This is a genomic window from Pseudonocardia sp. HH130630-07, assembly GCF_001698125.1.
Taxonomy (GTDB): domain Bacteria; phylum Actinomycetota; class Actinomycetes; order Mycobacteriales; family Pseudonocardiaceae; genus Pseudonocardia.
The window spans coordinates 230963-251704 of the sequence record NZ_CP013854.1; the positions used below are offsets into that span (position 1 = coordinate 230963).

Genomic DNA, 20742 nt, shown 5'->3' on the forward strand with positions numbered 1-20742 from the left:
CACGACGGAAGTCGGGGCGCCACTCGTCACCCGGATGATTACCATCCGGGCATGCCCGAACCGCAGAGCCACCGCGAGAGCGGTCAGCACGTCATCGAACACGCCCTGCAGCTGCTGGAGTCCGCGGACCGGGCCCGGGACTACGCCGAGGCGACCGACGGGCACACCGCCGCGACCGCGTACGCCATCAGCGCCCTCTACCAGGAGATGCGCCACGGCGACGACCAGATCACCGCCCTGATCGGCGCAGTCCGCGACCAGACCGAGGTACTGCAGGAGATCCGGGACGCACTGCGTCGCTGAACCGGGCACCGCGCCCGAATCGGGCTCGACCTCGGCGCCCGCCCGCGAGATCCTCCCCCGCATGGAGCACCGCCCCACCGACCTCACCGACGCCGACGTCCGCGCCGCGCTGTCGGCCCACCACGGCGTCCGGGCCGGTGAGCTGCACTACCGCCCGGTCGGTTTCGGCGACTACCACTGGGAGACGACCGGGGCCGACGGCCGCCGCTGGTTCGTGAAGGTCTCCGACCTCGCCGACAAGCCGCAGTGCGGGCCGACACCGGCGACGGCGCTCGCCGGTTACCGGGCCGCCGTGGGCACCGCGTCGGCGCTGCGCGCCGCGGGCCTGTCCTTCGTCGTCGCCGCGGAACCGGCGCTGGACGGCGAGCCGGTCTCCGATCTGGACGGCCGCTGGGCGCTGACCCTGTTCGCCCACGTCGACGGCGTCCACCACGACTTCTTCACCGAGCTCGGCCGGTCCGACCGGGACGACGTGCTGGGGCTGCTCGCCCGGCTGCACGCCGCGTCCCCGCCGGCCGGTGTCCCGGTCCACGTGCCCGAGGTCCCGGACCGGGCGGTGATCGACGGGGCGCTCGCGCAGCAGGAGGTCTCGTGGAGCGGCGGGCCGTACTCCGAACCGGCACGCCAGGCCGTCGTCACGCACGCGGGTGCGATCCGGGCCCGGCTGGCCGAGGCCGACGCACTGGCCCACCGGCTGGCGCACTCGGGCCGGGCGACGGTGGTGACGCACGGCGAGCCGCACCCCGGCAACCTGCTCGGCACCCCCGAGGGTTTCCTGCTGATCGACTGGGACACGGTCGGTCTCGGTGTGCCGGAGCGGGACCTCGCCGTCGTCGGCGGGGACCTGTCGGCCTACACCGCGCTGACCGGCACCGAGCCGGACCCGTACGCCCTGGAGCTGTACCGGCTGCGCTGGCGGTTGGCCGATCTCGGGGAGTTCCTGCGCTGGTTCCGCGCCCCGCACGCCGACGACGCCGACGGCCGGACCGCCTGGGAGGGGTTGCTGCAGACGGTCGCCGACCTCGCGGCCGGGTCTCAGCCGCCGACATAGGCCGCGAGGTGCTCGCCGGTGAGGGTGGCCCGGGAGGCGACCAGCTCGGCCGGGGTCCCCTCGAACACCACCCGGCCACCGTCGTGCCCGGCGCCGGGGCCCAGGTCGATGATCCGGTCCGCGTGCGCCATCACCGCCTGGTGGTGCTCGATGACGATCACCGACTTCCCCCCGTCGACCAGCCGGTCCAGCAGGGCGAGCAGCTGCTCGACGTCGGCCAGGTGCAGCCCCGTGGTCGGCTCGTCGAGGACGTAGATCCCACCCGACTCCCCCATGTTGACGGCGAGCTTGAGCCGCTGCCGCTCACCGCCGGACAGGGTGGTCAGCGGCTGGCCGAGCTTGACGTAACCGAGGCCGACGTCGGCGAGCCGCTCCAGGATCCGGTGCGCGGCCGGGACCCGGGTGTCCCCGGCGCCGAAGAACTTCTCGGCCTCGGCCACCGACATCGCCAGCACCTCGCTGATGTCCCTGGCCTCGTCGCCGGTCCCGAGGCGGTACTCCAGCACCGAGGAGTCGAACCGGCGGCCCTCGCACACCTCGCAGGTCGTCGCGACGCCCGCCATCATCGCCAGGTCGGTGTAGATCACCCCGGCGCCGTTGCAGTTCGGGCAGGCCCCCGCCGAGTTCGCACTGAACAGGGCGGGCTTGACCCCGTTGGCCTTCGCGAACGCCTTGCGGATCGGCTCCAGCAGCCCGGTGTAGGTGGCCGGGTTGCTGCGCCGTGATCCCTTGATCGCGCCCTGGTCGACCACGACGACGCCGTCGCGGCCCGCGACCGAGCCGTGGATCAGCGAGCTCTTGCCCGATCCCGCCACCCCGGTGACGACCGTCAGCACGCCGAGCGGGATGTCGACGTCGACGTCGCGCAGGTTGTGGCTGCTCGCCCCGCGCACCTCCAGCGCACCGGTCGGGGTCCGCAGGTCCACCTTCAGCGACGCCCGGTCGTCGAGGTGCCGCCCGGTGCGGGTCCCGCTGGCCCGCAGGCCCTCGACCGTGCCCTCGTAGACCACCTGGCCGCCGTCGCTCCCGGCCCCGGGACCCAGGTCGACGACGTGGTCGCCGATCACGATCGTCTCCGGCTTGTGCTCGACGACGAGCACGGTGTTGCCCTTGTCCCGCAACCGCAGCAGCAGGTCGTTCATCCGCGTGATGTCGTGCGGGTGCAGGCCGATGGTGGGCTCGTCGAACACGTAGGTGACGTCGGTCAGCGACGAGCCGAGGTGCCGGATCATCTTGGTGCGCTGGGCCTCGCCGCCGGACAGCGAGCCGGACGGGCGGTCCAGCGAGAGGTAGCCGAGCCCGATCTCGACGAACGAGTCCAGGGTCTCCCGCAGCGAGGCGAGCAGCGGCGAGACTCCGCTCACGGCCGAGCTCCGCTGCGCTCCGTCTCCGGCGCCGAGGGTCGAGCTCCGCTGCGCTCCGTCTCCGGCGCCGAGGGTCGAGCTCCGCTGCGCTCCGTCTCCGGACGGTTCGTCCAGCTCCCGGATCCACCCGGCCAGGTCCGAGATCTGCATCGCGCACGCCTCGGCGATGTTCACGCCGTCGATCCGCGAGGACCGGGCCAGCTCGGAGAGCCGGGTGCCCTCGCAGTCCGGGCAGGTCCGGAACACGATGGCCCGGTCCACGAACGCACGGATGTGCGGCTGCATCGCCTCCCGGTCCTTGCTCAGGAAGGACTTCTGGATCCGCGGGATCAGTCCCTCGAAGGTGACGTTGATGCCGTCGACCTTGATCCGGGTCGGCTCCTTGTGGAGCAGGGCGTCCATCTGCGGCTTGGTGAACGTGTTGATCGGCTTGTCACCGGGGAAGAACCCGGAGCCGGCGAAGATCCGGCCGTACCAGCCGTCGACCGAGTAGTTCGGGATGGTCAGCGCGCCCTCGACGATCGACTTGGTCTCGTCGAACAGCGCGGTCAGGTCGAAGTCGGAGACGGCACCGCGGCCCTCGCAGCGCGGGCACGCCCCGCCGACGATCTCGAAGTCCCGCCGCTCCTTGACCTGCCGGCCGTGCTTCTCCACCGTCACCGCGCCGGACCCGCTGATCGACGCGACGTTGAACGAGAACGCCTTCGCCGAGCCGACGTGCGGCTGCCCGACCCGGCTGAACAGGATCCGCAACAGCGCCCCGACGTCGGTGGCGGTCCCGACCGTGGAGCGGACGTCGCCGCCCATCCGCTCCTGGTCGACGATGATCGCCGTGGTCAGGCCGTCGAGCAGGTCGACGTCCGGCCAGGCCAGCGTCGGCATGAACCCCTGGACGAAGGTGCTGTAGGTCTCGTTGATCATCCGCTGGGACTCGGCGGCGATCGTCGCGAACACCAGCGAGCTCTTCCCCGACCCGGACACCCCGGTGAAGACGGTGAGCCGGCGCTTCGGGATCTCGACGCTGACGTCACACAGGTTGTTCTCGCGCGCGCCGTGCACCCGGATGAGGTCGTGGGTGTCGGCGGCGTGCGAGGTGGAGGAAGAGGTGCTCATCGACTCTCCGTGGTGAGGTGCGGGATGGTCGTCGCTTTCATCGTACGGCGTACCGAGAACGTTTCGCGTGCGCCTGTCCGGGCCACGTCGACCGCGGTCTCGGCCACGGCGATCACGCTAGGGCGGCATCACCGGAGAGGGCTTCTCGATTCCTGACCGGTCGCGCGGGGCCCGCCGGCACCGGTCGTCGCCGCTGGTCACGGCGGCGATGGTGCCACAGGACGACCGGTCGTGGCCGCACGATCGGGTAGGACGTTCCGTGTCCTTCCGGCTACCGAACGTGGCCGGGAGAGGATGGCGGCGTGTCCTTCCCCGCCCTGTCGGTCGCCGCCCTCGTCCTGCTGCTCGTCGTCGCGCCGCTCGTCCTGACCGTCGTCGGGATCGTGCTGGTCCTACGGCGGGTACGGCGCGAGCCGCGGCGGCTGAGCAACGCCTACTGGCTGCTCGGCGCGGCACTGCTGCTCGGGAACGTCGTCGCCGCTCCGGGGGTCGCCGGGGCCAACCCGGTCTTCGGGCTCATCGCGCTGGTCACCGTCACCTCACCGCTGCTCGCGCTGGTGTTCGCGGTGTTCCTGATCCTCAACGGCATCGTCATGCTGCGACGGGAGCGGGCCAGCCTGGGCAACTCGCTGTCCCTGCTCGCCGGGCTGCTGGTGGTCGTCCTGCTGGTGGCGGCGGTCCCGGTACTGGTCGCGGGCCCGATCTGGCTCAAGGCGCTGTGGCTGGTCTGCGCGCTCGGCGCCTACGTGCTCGCGTTCCAGTTCGTCGCCTTCCTCGGCTACGCCAAGCTCTACGCCCGGCTGGTCCGCGACCGCCCCGCCGGCTGGGTGGTGGTGCTCGGCTCCGGCCTGCACGGCAGCACGGTGCCGCCGCTGCTGGCGTCCCGGATCCGCACCGGGCTCGCCGAGTTCCGGCGCCGGGACGCCCGGATGCTCGTCCTGTCCGGCGGCAAGGGCAGCGACGAGCACCTCGCCGAGGGCGAGGCGATGCGCCGCTGGGCTCTGGAGCACGGTGCCGATCCCGCGACGGCACGTGCGGAGACGGCCTCGCGCAACACCGAGGAGAACCTGCGGTTCACCGACGCGCTGGTCCGGGCCGAGGGCGGGCCCGGCCCCGGGCTCATGGTCACCAGCAACTACCACGCCTTCCGGGCCGCGATGCTGGCGCGGCGGCTCGGGATCGACGCCCAGGCGGTCGGCGCACCGACCGCCGGCTACTACTGGCCCAGCGCGGTGCTGCGCGAGTTCGTCGCGATCCTGCGCGAGCACCGGGTGGCGAACGCGGTCCTGCTGGCGGTCGTCGCGGTCCCGCTGCCCGCGGCGCTGGTGGCGTTCGCCTGAGGACCGGAAGCGCTCAGTCGAGGACGGCGGTGGCCTCGACCTCCACGAGCACGTCCGGCTCGAAGAGGACCTCGACACCGATCAGGGACGCGGGCGGCATCGGCACCGGCAGGCCGATCTCCCCGGCGACCTGCTCGACCCCGGCCATGAACTCGGTGATCCGGTCCGGCGTCCACCCGGTGACGTAGAAGGTCAGCCGCAGCACGTCGTCGAACGTCGCGCCGGCGCCGGCCAGCCCGGTCGCGGTGTTCCGCAACGCGTGGGCGACCTGCCCGGCGAGGTCACCGGGTGCCACCGGCGTCCCGTCGGCCCGGCGGGCGATCTGCCCGCTGACGTGGACGTGCCGGGTCCCGGTGCCGACGGCGACGTGGTGGTACGGGGTCGGCTGCAGCAGCCCGTCGGGGGTGAGGCGGTGGACGGCCATGGTGTCTCCTCGGCTGGATCGAACAGGTATCTCACTGATACCTGGTGGATCGAGGACACTTCAACGAGACTAGGTGTCGTGCCGGATACCGCTGCCGCGAGCCCGCTCGTGGTCACCCCGCCCCACCGCGAGCTGCTCGACCAGATCCTCGACAAGTGGTCGCTGGCCGTGCTCAACGAGCTGTGCGAACGCCCCTGCCGGTTCAACGAGCTGCGGCGGGCGATCCCGGTGGTGACCCAGAAGTCCCTGACCGCCACGCTGCGCAGGCTCGAACGCAACGGGATCGTCGAGCGCGTCCTGCTCAGCTCGCGGCCGGTCGCCGTCGAGTACCGGATCACCGCCCTGGGCAAGACGCTCCGGCACCCGGTCGAGGTGCTGCTCGCGTGGGCCGGCACGGCCATGCCGCGGATCGAACGGGCACGGGACCGGTTCGACGCCGCCGAGGCGGCCGAGCTCAGCCGGTGACCGGCCGGACCGGCTGACGCAGCACGGTCCGCAGCTTCTCCGGCGCCGTCCGGCGCGGGTCGGACAGGTAGATCTCGTGGTGCCGGCCGTTCCACGTGTAGCCGTTGCCGGGCAGGTAGACGTCGTGCATCTCGGCGAGGACCGGCCCCTCGTCGTCGTAGGAGCCCAGGTGCAGCACCTGGACGCTGAGCCCCTCGGCGTAGCGGGCGAACCGCAGCCCGTCGAGCGCGGCCACCCCCTTCTTCGCGGCGGCGGCCACGCCCTCCTCGACGATCGCGTCGGTGATCCACTCGGGCTGGCCGATCATCATCGTCCAGTCCCACCGCGCCTTGTCCCGCGTGGCGAACACCTCGGGATCGGCGGCGCTCCAGAGCCCCTCGAGCGGAGCGACCGTGTGCACCCGGTCCAGCTCGCGCCCGGCGACCGCACGCACGGCGTAGGACACCGCGTACAGCGTGGCGACGGCGTCGGCGTAGGCCTGCGTGGTGTTCGGGTCACCGTGCCCGTCGACCTGCAGGAACCGGAACTCCGGCACCTGCACGGTGCCCATCCGACCCGGCTTCGGGGCGTAGAGCTCCGGGTGGTCCTTCTTGACGTCGTACCCCGCCATGGTTTCGGTCTCCTCGGTCGCGCGATGAGGGACGAACGGTACAGAAAGGACAGACCGTCGCTCAGTGGTTTTCCGCGGGCGCTCACAGCGCCACGAGTCCCGCCTCCGTCGGCCGGAACCCGCAGGAGCGGTAGAACGGCCGCAGGTCCTCGGCGAAGTCGACGTGCAGCCACGCGCAGCCCGCCGCGGCGGCACCCCGCACGGCGGCCCCCACCAGCTCCGAGCCGATCCCGGCGTGCCGTCGCGCGGGCCGCACCACCGGGTCGAGCAGGAACGCGTGCGTCCCGCCGTCCCAGGCGACGTTGACGAAGCCGACGAGCCCGCTCTCGTCCCGGGCGCAGACCCAGCCCAGGCTGTGCCGGTGCAGGCGTGCGACCCGGCCGGTCCCACCGGTCGCATGGCCGGCCTCGGTGAACAGCTCACCGAGGGACGTATCGTCGAGGGTGCCCCGCCACTCGTAGGTGATCGCCATGGCGCGAGGGTAGGGCCGGTTAGGGTCCGCCGGTGCTCGCTCACGACAGCCCCCTGCCGCGGCGGCCGTACCGGATCACGGTCGCCGGGGTCTCCGGATCGGGGAAGACGACCACGGCGCGGGCGATCGCCAGGATCACCGGTGTCCCGCACACCGAGCTCGACGCCCTGCACCACGGACCGGGCTGGCGGCGCCGGGCGGAGTTCCTCGACGACGTCCGGGACCTGGTGGCCCGGGCGTCGTGGGTCACCGAGTGGCAGTACTCCACCGCCCGGCCCCTCATCACCCGGCGGGCGGACCTGCTGGTGTGGCTCGACCCGCCGTTCTGGACGACGACGTTCCCGCGCGTCGTGCGCCGCACCGTGCGCCGCCGGGTCCGCCGGGAGGTCCTCTGGAACGGCAACATCGAGCCGCCGCTGTGGCAGGTCCTCACCGATCGGGAGCACATCGTGCGCTGGGCGGTGTCGACGCGCCGTTCACCGGCGGAGCACGTCACCCGGGCGCGGTCGGAGGATCCGGACCTCCCCGTCGTGCGCCTGCGGTCGGGTCCCGAGGTCCGGGACTGGCTGGCCGGTCCGCTCCGGCGCGCGGTCGGCGCGGAACCCGGCTGAGCGGGTTCAGGCCGGACGCAGGACCGGGTGCCGGGACACCAGCCGGTCCCACACCCGGTCGAGGACGGTGTCGGCCGACAGGCCACTCGTGTCCAGCAGGAGATCCGGCGCGGTGAACGCGCCCGCCCGTGCGGCGTTCCCGAGCGCCAGGCCAGCCGGGTGGTCGTGCCGCGCCTGCCGGTCCGCCAGCGTCTCCCCCGACGCCCGCAGCTCGACCACACTGGACTCCACCCCGCACCCGGCCGCCCCCGAGAGGGCCCGGCGGAACTCCGCGTCCAGCGACGGTTCGTACGCCTGCCCGTCGACGACGACGTGGTGCCCGGCGCGCAGCATCCCGAGCACACCGGCGTGGTGCGCCCGGAGCATCGCCATGGCGTCGGGACCGTTCACGATGCGCCGGGCGCCGGGCCCGTGCGCCGGGTCCGGCAGGTAGCGGAACCCCCGCTCCCCGTGCCGGGCATCCGGCTCCCCGCCCGCCCAGCCGGCCGGGACCATCCGGTACAGCTCGTCCACCCCGAACCGCAGGAGCGGGACCGCCGACCGGCCCTGCAGGCCCGACACGAGCGTCGACTTCCCCACCGACGACGGCCCGTTGACGACGATCGCGATCCCCATCCGCTCCCCCGCCCGTCGATCGACCGTGATACTAATACCGGGATAGTTATCCCAATCCGAGGAGCGTCACCGGTGATCGAACTGAAGACCCCGGCCGAGATCGAGCTGATGCGCGCGGCCGGTGCGGTCACCGCCGCCGCGCTGGCCGCCGTCCGGGAGGCCGCGGTGGCCGGCGTCCGCCTGAAGGACCTGGACACGGTCGCCGCCGACGTCATCGCCGCCGCCGGCGCCGAGGCGTTGTTCCTCGGCTACCGGCCGGGCCCGGCGTCGACACCCTTCCCTGCGGTGGCCTGCATCAGCGTCAACGACGCCATCGTGCACGGCATCCCGGGCGACCACGTACTCGCCGCGGGCGACCTGCTCTCGGTCGACACCGGGGCCCGCCTGCACGGGTGGAGCAGCGACGCGGCCGTCTCCTTCGTCGTCGGCGAGCACCCGGAACCCGGGGTGACCCGCCGTGACGAGGACCTGATCGCCACCACCCGGGCCGCGCTCGACGCCGGCATCGCCGCCGCCGTGCCCGGCGCCCGCCTCGGCGACATCGGGCACGCGATCGGCCGGGTCGCCCGCGGCGCCGGGTACGGACTCATGGAGAACCACGGCGGGCACGGCATCGGGCGCGAGATGCACGAGGCGCCGCACGTCGCCAACGAGGGGCGCCCCGGCCGCGGCCTCCGGTTGCGCCCGGGCCTGGTCCTCGCGCTGGAGCCGATGCTCATCGCCGGTGGCACCGACGCCTACGTCGAGGACCCCGACGGCTGGACGCTGCGGACCGTCGACTGGACCCGCGCCGCCCACATCGAGCACACCGTCGCCGTCACCGCCGACGGCCCGGAGATCCTCACACTGCCCGCCCGCGTCCGGGCGGCGCACTGACGACTCCCCCGGCATCGGTGCACGGGATCGCCGACGCCGAACCCAGCCGGCCCGAGTAATGCTCACAAGGCTTTTTAACCAATTACCTCCGCCCGGTCGTCGTCCAGCATCCGCTCGGTGATCTCCCACAGGCGACGGGCCGATCCGGGGTCCACCGCGTGCGGGGCGACGTCCGCCGACGCCATCGGGTCGGCGAGGGCGTCCGGGTCGATCGGGGCGACGTCGTTGTCGGCCAGGTAGAGCCCGCCGCGGCCGTCGAGCAGCGGGCTGGTGGCCGCGAACACCGTGGTCGAGGCGCCCTGCTGGATCGTCTTCGTGCCGTTCGCGGGGTCGACGACGGCCGCGCCCCCGTCGTCGAACAGTCCCGCGGAACGCCACGCACGGACCGTCCCGTCGTCGCCGGCGAGCGGTTCGCCCGGAGCACGCAACGGGCCGAGGCCGGTGACCGCGATGACGCCCGGGTGCACCGCGAAGGCCCGGATCCCGCGGCCGGCGTAGCGCCGGTCCAGCTCCACGGTGAACAGGATGTTCGCGGTCTTGGACTGGCCGTAGCCGACGAGGCCCAGATCGTCGTAGCCACCCCGTGCGAAGTCCGGGTCCTCCCACCGGATGTCGGACAGCCGGTGCCCGCCGGAGGTCAGGGTGACCACCCGGGCTCCCCCGCGGCGAGGAGCGCGGGCAGGAGCGCACGGGTGAGCCGGGCGTGCCCGAGATGGTTGACGGCGAGGTGCGACTCGTGGCCGCGCGCGTCGTGGACCAGCGGGCCGCCCATCACGCCGGCGTTGTTGACCAGTACGTGCAGCGGCCGTCCCGACGCCAGGTAGCGCCCGGCGAAGGCCTCGACCGACGCGGGATCGGCCAGGTCCAGCCGGTCGATCCCGACGCCGTCGACACCCGCCAGCAGTTCCTCCGCCCGCTCGGGGCTGCGCGCTCCCACGGTGACCGAGGCGCCCGCACCGGCGAGTGCCCTGGTCGTCTCCCCGCCGAGGCCGGTGTGCCCGCCCGTCACGACGACGTGGCGTCCCGTCAGGTCGACGCCGGCCAGTACCTCATCCGCGGTCGACGCCGCGGTGAAGCCGGAGCCCATCGGATGCTGTTCGTTCGTCATGCGTCCATCGTCGGGCCGCTGCACCGAACGCGGAATCATTGCCGGTCCGGTATCCGTGCGCGAGAGTACGGAGGTGCCCGACGACCAGCTCTCCCAGGCTCTCGACCTGGTCGAGGTCCGCGGCGTGCTCTCCGACGGTTTCGCCCTGCGCGGCCGCTGGGAGATGCGCGAACCGCTGCAGGAGTCGACGAAGCTCATCGCCTCGGTCACCGGCCGGGTCGAGCTGACCACCGACGGCCTCGGCCCGCCGCTGCACCTCGGCCCCGGTGACGTCGCCGTCCTCAACGAACGTTCCTGGTTACGGCTGCGCGGCGGTACCGGCACGGGTCCGCGCGTCACGATCACCGACGGGCTCGGCTCCCGCTTCCTGCTGTCGGCGGGTGCCGAACGGGCCGGCGCCGGGAACGTGCTGATCGGCGGCCGTATCGATCTCGACGACGCCGGGCGGGCCCTGCTCCTCCCGGCGCTGCCGCCGGCCGGGGTGGTGCGGGCGTCGGCCCCCACCGCGGCGACGCTGCGCCACGAGCTGGACCGGGTGGTCGACGAGCTGACGGCCGGGCGGATGGGTTCGGCGTTCGCGATCCGGCAGCGCGGGCACCTGCTGGCGCTGGAGGTCCTGCGTACCTACGCCGAGCAGGCCCGGCTGCCGTCCGGCTGGCTGCGGCTGCTGACCGACCCGGGTCTGCGGCCCGCCGTGTCCCGGATGCACGCCGAACCGGGCCGCGCATGGGGGCTCGACGAGCTGGCCGCCGCGGCCGCGATGTCCCGGACGACGTTCGCCGACCGGTTCCGCGCCGCCGCCGGGATGCCGCCGCTGGCCTACCTGGCCCGCTGGCGGATGCTGCTGGCCCGGCGGGCGCTGCGCGACCGGGACACCGGGATCCGCGCCCTCGCCTCGACGCTCGGCTACGCGTCGGAGAGCGCGTTCAGCACGGCGTTCAAACGCGTCGTCGGTGAGGCTCCCGCGCACTACCGCGACCGGGTCCGCGCGGCACCGGCTCACCCGGATCCGCGGAGCTGACGACGGATCCGCTCCCCCACCTGCGCGTGCGAGCCCGGAGGCAGATCGAGCACCCCGTTCTCCAGCATGAGGGCGTGGAACTGCTGCTCGGCGTACGGTACGCCCGGCGGGAGCGGGGCGACGTGCCAGTGCACGTGCGCGTTGCCCTGCATGCTGCCGAGACTCAGCGCGTACGTCCGCTCGGTCGGCAGCGCGGCCGCGACCGCCCGCGCGATCCGCCGGACGACGAGCTGGAACGCGACGAACTCCGACTCGTCCAGCTCGTGCACCCAGTCCTCGACGTGCCGTTTCGGTGCGACGAGGCAGTGTCCGAGCAACCTCGGGTAGCGGACCAGGAAGGCGATCGTGTCGGCGTCGTCGTGGAGGATCTCGTGCACGTAGTCGGGGTGTCCGTCGCGCGTCGCGCAGACGAAGCACGGGCCGTGCCGGACGCGCCGGGCGTAGGCGTCGAAGTCGAACGCGCGGTAGCCGGTCACGCCGGTCGATCCCGTGTCACGAGCCCAGATCCTCGACGATCCGCGCGATGCGCCGCCGCCGGGTCTGCGCCAGTCTGGCCGTCACGACATCGTCCGCCCGGGCCCGGCGCCTGCTGGGCGACAGACCGTCGAACACACCGCGCAGACCCGCATCGTCCAACGCCGCGGCCAGGTCGTCGGGGACGACGACGGTTCGTTCCCCGGTGTCGAGCTCGAGGCCGACCTCGACCTCGTCACCGGCTGCGCACCCTGCGGACTCCCGGTTCACCGCGCTGAGCGGGAGCATGTGGACACCGCCGTAGACGGCGACGGTGCTGCGGTAGACGTGCCCGGCGATGTGCACGCGCACAGGCGGCCTCCGCCCCGCGGCCAGCTCCTCGATCACCGAGCCGGGCACCCGGAAGCCGGTCGCCGTCTTCCCACCCAGCTCGACCGTCGTCCTGAAACGGATCATCGTCAGCATCCTTCCGCCCCGGATCCGGATACCGTATCGCCATGGCCGCGCCGACGGCACCGTCGTGCCCGGACCGCTGTCGACGGGCGTTCCGCGCCCGGAGGTCCGGCGACAGCGTCAGAGCCGTCTCGAGAAGACCAGGTTCGCCCCGTGAACCACGTGGGCCTCTCTCCGCCCGGTCTCGACGAACCCGAGCTTGTCCAGCACCCGGCAGGAGGCGACGTTCCAGCCCCACACCGTCGCCCACAGCCGTCGGTGCCCGGACGACCGTGCCCGCTCCAGGATCGCCAGCCCGGCCTCGGTGGCGTAGCCCCGGCCCCACACCCGCCGCAACAGTTCGAACGCCAGCTCCGGCTCCCCGTCCGGCGTCTCCTCGCTGTCGATCAGACCGCAGTAGCCGACGACGTCATGGGCGGACCGCCGCTCGATGGCCGGAAGCCCGGTCGACCACACCGGGGAGAGCCGGATCGACTCCTCGATCTCGGCGACCGTGGGGCGCCCGTCGGCATCGATGCGGCGGTGCGGCGGGACCCGTGGGTCCCGCTCGGCCCACAGCTCACGCTGCACGGCGGCCTCGGTCACCCGCCACGGCCGGAGCAGCAGCCGGGGAGTCCCCAGGACGATTCCACCGCCCGGCGTCACATCATCGGCCACGATCGCAACGGTCCCACGCCGAACGGGCATAGAGTCCTCGGCGATGCCGCGGACACCGACCACCGAGGAGGCCCGGCACCTCGCCGGGCCGCTCCTCGAACCGCTCGGCCGCCGCTGGATCCACGTGCAGGCGGTGGCGGAGCGGGCCCGGGAGCTGGCCCCCGCGGTCGCCGAACAGGACCGTGACCTGCTCGTCGTCGCCGCGTGGCTGCACGACGTCGGATACGCCCCCGGCGTGCGCGCCACCGGCAGCCACCAGATCGACGGCGCAGAACATCTCGCCCGGCGCGGCTACCCGCACCGGCTGTGTGCACTGGTCGCGCACCACTCGGCGGCCTCCTACGAGATCGCCGAACGCGGCCTCACCGACCGGCTCGCCCGCTGGGAGGACGAGAGCTCACCCGTGACCGACGCACTCTGGACCGCCGACATGACGACCGGACCGGACGGCCGTCGGATGACCCACACCGAGCGGCTCGACGAGATCCTGGAACGCTACGAACCGGATTCCGTCGTCGCTCGGGCGATGCTCGCGGCCCGCGGCTCGATCGAGCGTGCGGTCACCGCCACCGCGACACGGCTGGCGGGTCCTCAGCGGATCTGAGGCGTGCTGCCGCCGCCCAGGGCGTCGTCGATCCGGCGGCGCATCGACGGGTGGACCGTGAGCTCGGCGAGGCCGGTGGGCTCGATCCACCGCACGGCCCTCGTCTCGGTCCCGTCCTCGCGCAGCGTTCCCCCGGTGGGACGTGCGTGGAAGCAGACCGAGACCTCCTGCCGGACCTCGCCGTCGTCGTAGGCCATGACGTGGCCCGGATCGGTGTCGATGCCGACCAACCCGGTGATCTCCACCGTCAGTCCCGTCTCCTCGGCGACCTCACGGACGGCGGCGTCGGAGATGGACTCGCCGAGTTCCATGCCGCCGCCGGGCAGGGCCCACTTGTCGTTGTCGATCTTGTGGATCACGAGCAACCGGCCTCGGCCGTCGCGGACGGCGACGGTGGTGGACGGCACGACACTGTTCGCCGCCGGGGCGTCGGGGTCATACAGGTAATCGATACGGGCCATACCCCAGGATGGCGCACGGTCACTCGTCGATGGGAATTCCGGTGCCCCATACATCGTCGAAGGACCGCATTAATGCCTCCATATCCGTCCCCCGGGTACCCGACGAAGGTGCATGACCGGGGACTTCCCGGCCGGGGCACCGTGCACGTGCCCGTTGACGAGCAACTCCTCGGCCACGTCGTGTTGTTCGACGAGGAAGGTTCCGGCGTAGACGAGTACGTCGCTCTTGTGACGAGCCGAACACTACGACGACGGAGAAATCGGACGACCGAAACCAGAGGACGTTCCCCCGGACTCCAGGACGTCCTGGAATGTCCGTGCCCGCGGTAAAGCGGTCCCGGGGATCGCGCCATCGTCTGGCACGTGTTCACCAAGAGCTGCGTGCGACGTCATCGACTCCGTCGCGGAACCTGCACCGGGTGCCACGCCCGACGGTGGGTCGATGTCCGCACGGTGCGCTGCCTCGGCTGCGCAGCCGCACCTCCCGGGCGGGATCCGCGGGCGACGCCGTCGCAGGACAGCGGGGGTCCAGGAATAACCCGGGTGCACCAGCAGTGTCCGTCCGATCAGCGCCCGGACCGCCGCCCCGTCAGATCGGGTCCAGGATGCGCTACAGGAACTGCCGCGTGCGCGGCTGCGACGGCGCCCCCAGCACCTGGCCGGGCGGGCCCGACTCGAGGACGACGCCGCCCTCGATGAACAGCACCTGGTCGGCCACCTGCTGGGCGAAACGGATCTCGTGGGTGACGATCACCATCGTCCAGCCCTCGGCGGCCAGGTCCTTGATCACCCGCAGGACGTCCCCGACGAGCTCCGGGTCCAGTGCCGACGTCGGCTCGTCGAACAGCATCAGCTCGGGTCGCAGCGCCAGCGCGCGGGCGATGCCGACGCGCTGCTGCTGCCCGCCCGAGAGCTGGTACGGGTACTGGTCGGCCTTCTCCGCCAGCCCGACCTGCGTGAGCAGGCTCCTCGCGTCCTCGATCGCCTCGGCCTTCGCGCGCTTCTGCACGACGACGGGGCCCTCGATCACGTTCTGCAGCACCGTCTTGTGCGGGAACAGGTTGTGCGACTGGAACACCATCGCGCTCTGGGCGCGGAAGCGGGCCAGCGCGGCTCGCTCGACCGGCTCCCCGAAATCGATCGAGACGTCCCCGATGCCGATCACGCCGGCGTCGGCGCGGTCGAGGGCGTTGAGGGTGCGCAGGACTGTCGTCTTGCCCGAGCCCGACGGCCCGATCACGGCCGTCACCGTGCCCGCGGGCACGTCGAACGCGATGTCCTCGAGCACCTCGAGCGTGCCGAACGCCTTGCGCACGCCCTGCACCGTCAGCAGGTCGGTCTTTCCGCCGTCGGTCATCGCGCCACGTACCTCTCGAGTCGGCCTTCCAGCCTGACCTGCGCGAACGACAGGACCAGGCAGACAACCCAGTAGTAGACGGCCGCCACCCCGTAGAGGGCGAAGAAGTCGAACGTCGGCGCGGCCGCCAGCTGGGCCACCCGCAGCAGCTCCGTGACCAGGATCGTCGACGCCAGCGACGTGTCCTTGACCAGGGAGATCAGCGTGTTCGACAGCGGCGGGACGGCGGTGCGTGCGGCCTGCGGGAGGATCACCCGCTGCAGGGTCCTGGAGTAGCCCATGCCGATGGTCTCGGCCGCCTCCCACTGCCCCTTCGGGATGCTCAGGATCGCCGCCCTGATCACTTCGGCCGCATAGCCGCCGACGTTGAGGCTGAACGCGAACACCGCCGACGGGAACGGGTCGATCGTGACCCCGAGCTGCGGCAGTGCGTAGAACACGATGAACAGCTGCACGAGCAGCGGCGTGCCGCGGATCAGGGAGATGTAGACGCGGGCGAGCCACGAGAGCGGCTTGATGCTCGACAGCCGGGCGAGCGCGACGAACAGCGCGATCACCAGCCCGAACACGAAGCTGATCGCCGTCAGCGGGATGGTCTGGGTGACCGTGGCCGTCAGCATCGGCCACAGGTTCCGCGCGATCAGCTCCCAGGTGGCGGGATCCACCTACTTCCCGCTCACGTCGGAGCCGAAGTACTTCTCCGAGATCCTCGTCAGGGTGCCGTCCGCGCGCAGCTGGTCGAGCGCCGTGTTCACCTGCGGGGTGAGGGGGCTGTCCTTCAGCAGCGCCATCGCCTGCTCACTGGTGTCACCGGTGGTGCCGGCGACCTTGATGCCGGGGTCGCCCGTGGTCTTCTGGTACTCGCCGACCGCGAGGGTGTCGTTGACCAGCGCGTCGACCCGGCCCTGCTTCAGCAGCTGCACGGCCTGCACGAAGCCTTCGACCGCCTCGACGTTCGCACCGGCGTTGCGGGCGACCTCGGCCCAGTTGCTCGTCGAGGACTGGGCGGTGGTCCTGCCCCTGAGCGCCGCGAGGTCGGTGATGGCGGTGTCGTCGGCGCGGGTGACGATCACGCCCTCCGAGACCGTGTAGGGCTCCGAGAGGTCGTACTTGGCCTTGCGGGCGTCGTTGACCGTCACCTGGTTGGCGATGATGTCGAAGCGCTGCGCCTCGAGCCCGCGAAGATCGAGTCGAACGGCGTCTGGACGAACTCGACCTCCTTGCCCAGCTTCACCCCGACCGCCTGCACGACCTCGATGTCGTACCCGGTGAGCTCGCCGTCGGGCCCCTGGAAGCTGAACGGGCTGTAGGTGCCCTCCGTGCCGACCCGCAGGGTGGACGAGTCGGCACCGCCGCCGCTGCAGGCGACGATCGACAGGGAAGCCAGCAGCGCGACGGCTGCGGTGAGGAACGTGCGACGCACGGATGTCTCCTTCGGAAGGCGGTCCGGGATGTGCATGGACCGCAGAGACCGGCCGTTCAGGCCGGAGAGGGACGGGGGCGGATGGACACCGACGAAGCCGGCAGCTCAGCTACAGAGCGCAGCCTGGGTACGGCAGAGGTCGACGTGACGACGGCTCCACGGCAACGCCGTGAGCACGACCCGCACTACCCGCACCATGTGTCCCACCGAGGCCGACCGAGGAGGTGTCAGGCTAATCGACCACCTGACCATGTCAAGATCGACGCTCCCGGCCTGTCGCCCGGAGCCGACAGCAGCGGGTGGGTGGTGCGACCGGTCGGGCTCCGACGCCACGACGACCACGGCGACGAGGCCCGCCGCGATCGCCGGGGCCGGACACCGGACCTGCGCGGTCGGCTGCGCCGAGGTGCACGTCAGGGGGCCGGATCGGCTCTCGGGGCCCGCTCACGGGCATCTCGGCGCAGACCGCGCACGATGCGCGCCGCATTCCTTCTCTTCTACGCCGGTCACCGAGGCCGGTCCTGCACGGCGTCGTCGACCGAGCCCGCGGAAACCGACGATATCCGCGCCGGACGGTCCGGCCGCACACCCGCACGGCCATCCCGGGCCCGGCTCCGGCGTGCCGCACCTTCCGTGCGGGGCGCGTCACGCCGGACCTCTGCGCGGGAGCGCCCACCACACCTCACCGGTGACATCCGCGGGTGACGCCGTCGGAGTCGAGTCGGGAGATCCAGGGATGACCCGGATGCACCAGCCGCAGCCACCCGGCGAGGGTCGCGCGCTGCTCGGCCCCCAGCAACGGCAGCGCGGCGGCGAAGTCGATCTCGTCCTTCTCCCGGGCTGCCTTCGCCTTGAAGAGCAGTACCACCTCGGCCACGAGGAACGGCACGCCGCCGGCGGTCCGGTGGACGACCTCCGTGTACGGCCGCCGGATCCGGTCGTCCCGCCGGCAGATCCAGGTGTCGCCGTCGTGCGGCTCGCGGAAGACGTCGACGAGGTAGTGGTCGGTGACCGGGTCGCGCACCCACGTCTGATGGGTCGAGGCGAACTCCTCGGGGGTCGCGCACCGCCACACCCGACCGTCGATCGGCGCGTCCAGCTCGCAGTCCTCGAACCGGGCGATCACCTCGGCGTGGCCAGCGCCGGGCACGGCGATCTCGATGTCGCCGTGCGGGCGCGACCGGCCGGTGAACAGCTCGATCGCCCAGCCGGCCGCGACACACCACGGCGTTCGCACCCCGGCGAGGCGCCCGGCCACCGCGGCCGGGGAGAGCGAGTGTCCCCACCGGGCAGCCAACTCGTCCGCACCGAACTCGGTGCCGGCTCGCTCCTCCACCGGTGGAGGCTAGACCCGGATCGGCAGTCCTCGTACCGCTCGTGGAGACGCGCACACGAGAAAAGGCCCGGTCGGCGACCGGGCCTCTTCGTGAAACTGTGGGCGATACTGGGATCGAACCAGTGACCTCTTCGGTGTGAACGAAGCGCTCTCCCCCTGAGCTAATCGCCCTCAGCGGTGTCCCGAACACTACACAGCCCGGCCCCGCCACCCCACACCGGGGTCCCCATGATCACGATTACGGCGTGACCACCGACGACCCCGGGATCCCGGCCGGCGGCGGAGGCGGCTGCAGCATCGGCAGCAGCGGCGACTTCAGCCATGCCCACTCGATCCCGACCCAGCCGCCGACGGTCTCGAAGACCCCCATGGCCCACGCACACACCGCGACGGTGCCGAGGATCGCCGTCATCACCAGTAGCTGGACCACGCGGGTCTGCCGGCCCATCCAGTCGACCCAGGCGTCGTACCGGACCCGGACCCAGTGCAGCAGCCGCTTGGCCCAGCTGAACTCGGCCGCGAGCACCCCGAGGCCGAGGAAGATGATCGCCCAGCCGGGCCCGGGGGCGGGCAGCGCGATGATCCCGATGATGACGATCGCGGTGCCCAGCACCCCGGCCGTGATCCGGTAGGTCAGGTCCAGCACCGGGTTGCGCGCCACACCGGCGCGGAACACCCGGTAGCGCACCTTGGTCTTGCGGAACCACATGCGCAACGCCGAGTACCGGCGCCGCCGGGGCGCAGGGGCGGCCGCCGCCGGTGCACCGGTGTCGTTCTGCTCGGTCGTACTCAGGTCCCCACCTGCCCAGTCGCGACTACTGCCGACGGCGACGCGGGCGCCTGCCGACCGTTCTCGAGCGACACGGCGTATGTCCCGAACGTCCCGCTCTCGGCCGATGGTACGGACATCGGACCCGCAGATCCCGTCCGGACGTCGAACGTTCCGACGGCCTTCGGGGCGGCGTCACCCTCGATGCCCCACAGGACGTAGGTCTGGTCCTCGGTCGAGTTGGGCGCCAGACCCATCGGCACGATCTCCCGCTCCCCCGCCCCGACGACGACCGCGGCCACCGGCCGGGCCGGGTCCGCCGGTGCGGCGAGGAAGGCGTGCGTCGTGCCCGGACGGGCGATCGCGCCCAGCGCGTCCTGCATCTGCTGCGCCTGGGCGACGCTCGCGTCCCGCTCGGCACGCATCTCGCCCAGCTGCCCGACCATGACCCCACCACCGGCGATCACGACGACCGCCGCGGCGGCGGCCGCGGCCGTCATCAGCACCCGGGCCGGTCCGCGCCGGCGTGCGGGCGCCCCGGCGGCGCCGCCGGGCACGCTGCGCAGCGGCCGGTCGGTGCGTGCGGGAGGCGGGGCCGGGGCGTCGGCCTTCTCCGGCGCGGGCCGCCGGGACCCCGTCTGCTGCGGGGTCTGCTGCGGCGTGCGCCGGGCCTCCTCGAGGATCGCGTCCCGCAGACCGGGCGGCGGCTCGTGCTGGGGCAACGCAGCCGCCAGCTCGGCCGTGACTCCGGACACGTCGTCGACCAGTGCCCGGCACTCGGCACACGTGTCCAGATGCTCGATCACCTCGAACTCCTCGTCAGGCTCGAGGGCGTGCAGCGCCCAGCCGACCGTCTGCTCGTTCATAGGGCAGTGCCTCCCCTCGTTCCCGTTCACGTCATGCCTCCCGCCGGCTCTCCACCGGCTTCCATCAGCGGCCCCAGCAGGTTCCGGAGCCGAGCCACCCCGGTGAACATCCGGGACTTCACGGTGCCCAGCGGCACCCCGGTCATCGCGGCGACCTCGCGCTGGGTGTAGCCGCCGTAGTACGCCAGCGCGAGGACCTGACGCTGCTCGGCGGGCAGTTCACCCAGCGCCTCCCGCACGTGACCGGCGACGACGGCGCCGAGTGCGCCCTCGTCGGCGCCGGGCCCGGCCGGGGCGTTCCACTCGGTCTCGTCGTCGCTGGCCGGGACGGTGCGGCGGCGGATCGCGCTCTCCCGCCGGACGGCGTCGACCGACTTGTGGTGCACGAGGGTCAGCAGCCAGGTACCGAACTTCCCGCGCTCGGGGTCGAAGCGCGACGGGTCGCGCCAGAAGGCCAGGAAGACCTCCTGCACGACGTCCTCGGCCAGGCCCTCGTCCACGCAGATCCGTCGCGCCAGCGAGTAGGCCTGTCGCCCGAAGCGGTCGTACAGATCACCCAGGGCGGTGGAGTCCCCACTCACGATCCGTTGCACGATCCGCGCGTCGGCGGAGTCGTCCCGCCGCGGGAACCGGCGACGCACAGAGCCGTCACCGGCCGGCCCGGGCTCAGGTCGGTCCGGTGGGTCGGCGATACCTGCCACCAGCGTTGTCCTCACGTTCATATCGTTCGACGCCTGCACCCGATCGGTTCGGGTCCCGACGAGAGTAGTCGCCGAGCGTCGGTCAGCTCACACACAAGGATCGCCGACGGCCCGTTCGGCCGCCCGACCGGCGCAGCGAGTTACACCGCTGTGACTCGATCGGGGGTCGTCGGACCGGTGATCCATGTTGATGCGGATCGAACCCGTCACCCCGAGGCCTGCTGGCTCGTTCTCCCGACTGACGCCCCACGCAACGCCCCCCAGAAAG

Annotated in this window: 25 protein-coding genes, 1 tRNA gene and 1 pseudogene; 8 read left to right on the plus strand and 19 right to left on the minus strand. The window is 72.4% G+C overall.

Going from position 1 to position 20742, the window contains the following annotated elements; genetic code table 11:
- Positions 1–51 precede the first annotated feature (51 nt).
- Entirely contained in the window at positions 52–303 is a 252-nt protein-coding gene (locus AFB00_RS33795; protein ID WP_068795648.1) for a hypothetical protein, read from the plus strand.
- Positions 304–364: 61 nt separating this feature from the next.
- Entirely contained in the window at positions 365–1354 is a 990-nt protein-coding gene (locus tag AFB00_RS01080) for a phosphotransferase (protein WP_083275165.1), read from the plus strand.
- Here AFB00_RS01080 and AFB00_RS01085 read toward each other — a convergent pair.
- Positions 1339–3831, minus strand: a complete 2493-nt coding sequence (locus AFB00_RS01085) for an ATP-binding cassette domain-containing protein (RefSeq protein ID WP_068795649.1) — start codon at positions 3829–3831, stop codon at positions 1339–1341. The two genes, AFB00_RS01080 and AFB00_RS01085, sit on opposite strands and share 16 nt — an antisense overlap.
- A gap of 302 nt (positions 3832–4133) precedes the next feature.
- On the opposite strand from AFB00_RS01085, the gene AFB00_RS01090 reads away from it, so the two are divergent.
- Complete coding sequence (locus AFB00_RS01090) at positions 4134–5171, plus strand: YdcF family protein (RefSeq protein ID WP_083275166.1); 1038 nt, start codon at positions 4134–4136, stop codon at positions 5169–5171.
- Between the two features lie 13 nt (positions 5172–5184).
- On the opposite strand, the gene AFB00_RS01095 is transcribed toward AFB00_RS01090, so the two are convergent.
- On the minus strand, positions 5185–5595 hold the full coding sequence (locus AFB00_RS01095; protein ID WP_068795650.1) for a RidA family protein: 411 nt from the start codon (positions 5593–5595) through the stop codon (positions 5185–5187).
- Positions 5596–5673: 78 nt separating this feature from the next.
- Here AFB00_RS01095 and AFB00_RS01100 point away from each other — a divergent pair, with 78 nt between their 5' ends.
- The gene (locus tag AFB00_RS01100; RefSeq protein WP_068795651.1) at positions 5674–6060 is read left to right on the plus strand and encodes a winged helix-turn-helix transcriptional regulator; all 387 of its coding nucleotides are present in this window, start codon (positions 5674–5676) and stop codon (positions 6058–6060) included.
- Here AFB00_RS01100 and AFB00_RS01105 read toward each other — a convergent pair.
- Together AFB00_RS01105 and AFB00_RS01110 are read right to left on the minus strand one after the other, a co-directional pair.
- Positions 6050–6670 carry a GyrI-like domain-containing protein gene (locus tag AFB00_RS01105; RefSeq protein WP_068795652.1) on the minus strand — a complete coding sequence of 207 codons (621 nt, stop codon included), beginning with the start codon at positions 6668–6670 and terminating at the stop codon, positions 6050–6052. The genes AFB00_RS01100 and AFB00_RS01105 overlap by 11 nt on opposite strands.
- A gap of 82 nt (positions 6671–6752) precedes the next feature.
- Positions 6753–7142, minus strand: coding sequence for a GNAT family N-acetyltransferase (locus tag AFB00_RS01110; protein ID WP_068795653.1), 390 nt, complete (start codon positions 7140–7142; stop codon positions 6753–6755).
- A 32-nt stretch (positions 7143–7174) separates the two neighbouring features.
- Here AFB00_RS01110 and AFB00_RS01115 point away from each other — a divergent pair, with 32 nt between their 5' ends.
- Positions 7175–7753: an AAA family ATPase gene (locus AFB00_RS01115; protein ID WP_197519712.1), complete on the plus strand. Its 579-nt coding sequence runs from the start codon at positions 7175–7177 to the stop codon at positions 7751–7753.
- Between the two features lie 6 nt (positions 7754–7759).
- Here AFB00_RS01115 and AFB00_RS01120 read toward each other — a convergent pair whose 3' ends face one another.
- Positions 7760–8368, minus strand: a complete 609-nt coding sequence (locus AFB00_RS01120) for a phosphotransferase-like protein (RefSeq protein ID WP_068795654.1) — start codon at positions 8366–8368, stop codon at positions 7760–7762.
- Between the two features lie 72 nt (positions 8369–8440).
- On the opposite strand from AFB00_RS01120, the gene map reads away from it, so the two are divergent.
- On the plus strand, positions 8441–9244 hold the full coding sequence (gene map, locus AFB00_RS01125; RefSeq protein WP_068795655.1) for a type I methionyl aminopeptidase: 804 nt from the start codon (positions 8441–8443) through the stop codon (positions 9242–9244).
- A gap of 74 nt (positions 9245–9318) precedes the next feature.
- Here the strand turns inward: map and AFB00_RS35705 are convergent, their stop codons facing one another.
- Both AFB00_RS35705 and AFB00_RS35710 read right to left on the minus strand, forming a co-directional pair.
- A complete protein-coding gene (locus tag AFB00_RS35705) occupies positions 9319–9894 on the minus strand; it encodes a hypothetical protein (RefSeq protein ID WP_335726553.1) in 576 nt (191 codons plus the stop codon).
- Positions 9882–10352, minus strand: coding sequence for an SDR family NAD(P)-dependent oxidoreductase (locus AFB00_RS35710; protein ID WP_335726554.1), 471 nt, complete (start codon positions 10350–10352; stop codon positions 9882–9884). The genes AFB00_RS35705 and AFB00_RS35710 overlap by 13 nt, the downstream gene beginning before the upstream one ends.
- Positions 10353–10425: 73 nt before the next feature.
- Here AFB00_RS35710 and AFB00_RS01135 point away from each other — a divergent pair, with 73 nt between their 5' ends.
- On the plus strand, positions 10426–11373 hold the full coding sequence (locus AFB00_RS01135) for an AraC family transcriptional regulator (RefSeq protein WP_068795656.1): 948 nt from the start codon (positions 10426–10428) through the stop codon (positions 11371–11373).
- On the opposite strand, the gene AFB00_RS01140 is transcribed toward AFB00_RS01135, so the two are convergent.
- The 3 genes from AFB00_RS01140 to AFB00_RS01150 form a co-directional block, all read right to left on the minus strand.
- The gene (locus tag AFB00_RS01140; protein ID WP_068795657.1) at positions 11352–11849 is read right to left on the minus strand and encodes an HIT family protein; all 498 of its coding nucleotides are present in this window, start codon (positions 11847–11849) and stop codon (positions 11352–11354) included. The genes AFB00_RS01135 and AFB00_RS01140 overlap by 22 nt on opposite strands.
- A 16-nt stretch (positions 11850–11865) precedes the next feature.
- Positions 11866–12303, minus strand: a complete 438-nt coding sequence (locus tag AFB00_RS01145) for a YdeI/OmpD-associated family protein (RefSeq protein WP_231974148.1) — start codon at positions 12301–12303, stop codon at positions 11866–11868.
- Between the two features lie 117 nt (positions 12304–12420).
- Positions 12421–12957: a GNAT family N-acetyltransferase gene (locus AFB00_RS01150; protein ID WP_231974149.1), complete on the minus strand. Its 537-nt coding sequence runs from the start codon at positions 12955–12957 to the stop codon at positions 12421–12423.
- A gap of 43 nt (positions 12958–13000) precedes the next feature.
- Here AFB00_RS01150 and AFB00_RS01155 point away from each other — a divergent pair, with 43 nt between their 5' ends.
- On the plus strand, positions 13001–13561 hold the full coding sequence (locus AFB00_RS01155) for an HD domain-containing protein (protein WP_068795658.1): 561 nt from the start codon (positions 13001–13003) through the stop codon (positions 13559–13561).
- Here the strand turns inward: AFB00_RS01155 and AFB00_RS01160 are convergent.
- The 9 genes and pseudogenes from AFB00_RS01160 to AFB00_RS01200 all read right to left on the minus strand — a co-directional run bounded on the left by AFB00_RS01160 (position 13549) and on the right by AFB00_RS01200 (position 20354).
- On the minus strand, positions 13549–14022 hold the full coding sequence (locus AFB00_RS01160) for an NUDIX domain-containing protein (RefSeq protein WP_068795659.1): 474 nt from the start codon (positions 14020–14022) through the stop codon (positions 13549–13551). The two genes, AFB00_RS01155 and AFB00_RS01160, sit on opposite strands and share 13 nt — an antisense overlap.
- A gap of 610 nt (positions 14023–14632) precedes the next feature.
- The gene (locus AFB00_RS01165; RefSeq protein WP_068795660.1) at positions 14633–15379 is read right to left on the minus strand and encodes an amino acid ABC transporter ATP-binding protein; all 747 of its coding nucleotides are present in this window, start codon (positions 15377–15379) and stop codon (positions 14633–14635) included.
- Positions 15376–16044: an amino acid ABC transporter permease gene (locus AFB00_RS01170; protein ID WP_068795661.1), complete on the minus strand. Its 669-nt coding sequence runs from the start codon at positions 16042–16044 to the stop codon at positions 15376–15378. Before AFB00_RS01170 ends, AFB00_RS01165 begins: the two co-directional genes overlap by 4 nt.
- A pseudogene (locus tag AFB00_RS35915) lies at positions 16045–16838 on the minus strand (transporter substrate-binding domain-containing protein).
- Between the two features lie 646 nt (positions 16839–17484).
- Positions 17485–18138, minus strand: a complete 654-nt coding sequence (locus tag AFB00_RS01180; protein WP_068795662.1) for a hypothetical protein — start codon at positions 18136–18138, stop codon at positions 17485–17487.
- A 99-nt stretch (positions 18139–18237) separates the two neighbouring features.
- Positions 18238–18309 (minus strand) — tRNA-Val (locus tag AFB00_RS01185).
- A gap of 67 nt (positions 18310–18376) precedes the next feature.
- Positions 18377–18847, minus strand: coding sequence for a TIGR02611 family protein (locus AFB00_RS01190; RefSeq protein WP_068795663.1), 471 nt, complete (start codon positions 18845–18847; stop codon positions 18377–18379).
- An 80-nt stretch (positions 18848–18927) separates the two neighbouring features.
- Positions 18928–19773, minus strand: coding sequence for an anti-sigma factor (locus AFB00_RS01195; protein WP_068795664.1), 846 nt, complete (start codon positions 19771–19773; stop codon positions 18928–18930).
- A 26-nt stretch (positions 19774–19799) separates the two neighbouring features.
- Positions 19800–20354 carry an RNA polymerase sigma factor gene (locus AFB00_RS01200; protein WP_231974152.1) on the minus strand — a complete coding sequence of 185 codons (555 nt, stop codon included), beginning with the start codon at positions 20352–20354 and terminating at the stop codon, positions 19800–19802.
- Positions 20355–20742 lie beyond the last annotated feature (388 nt).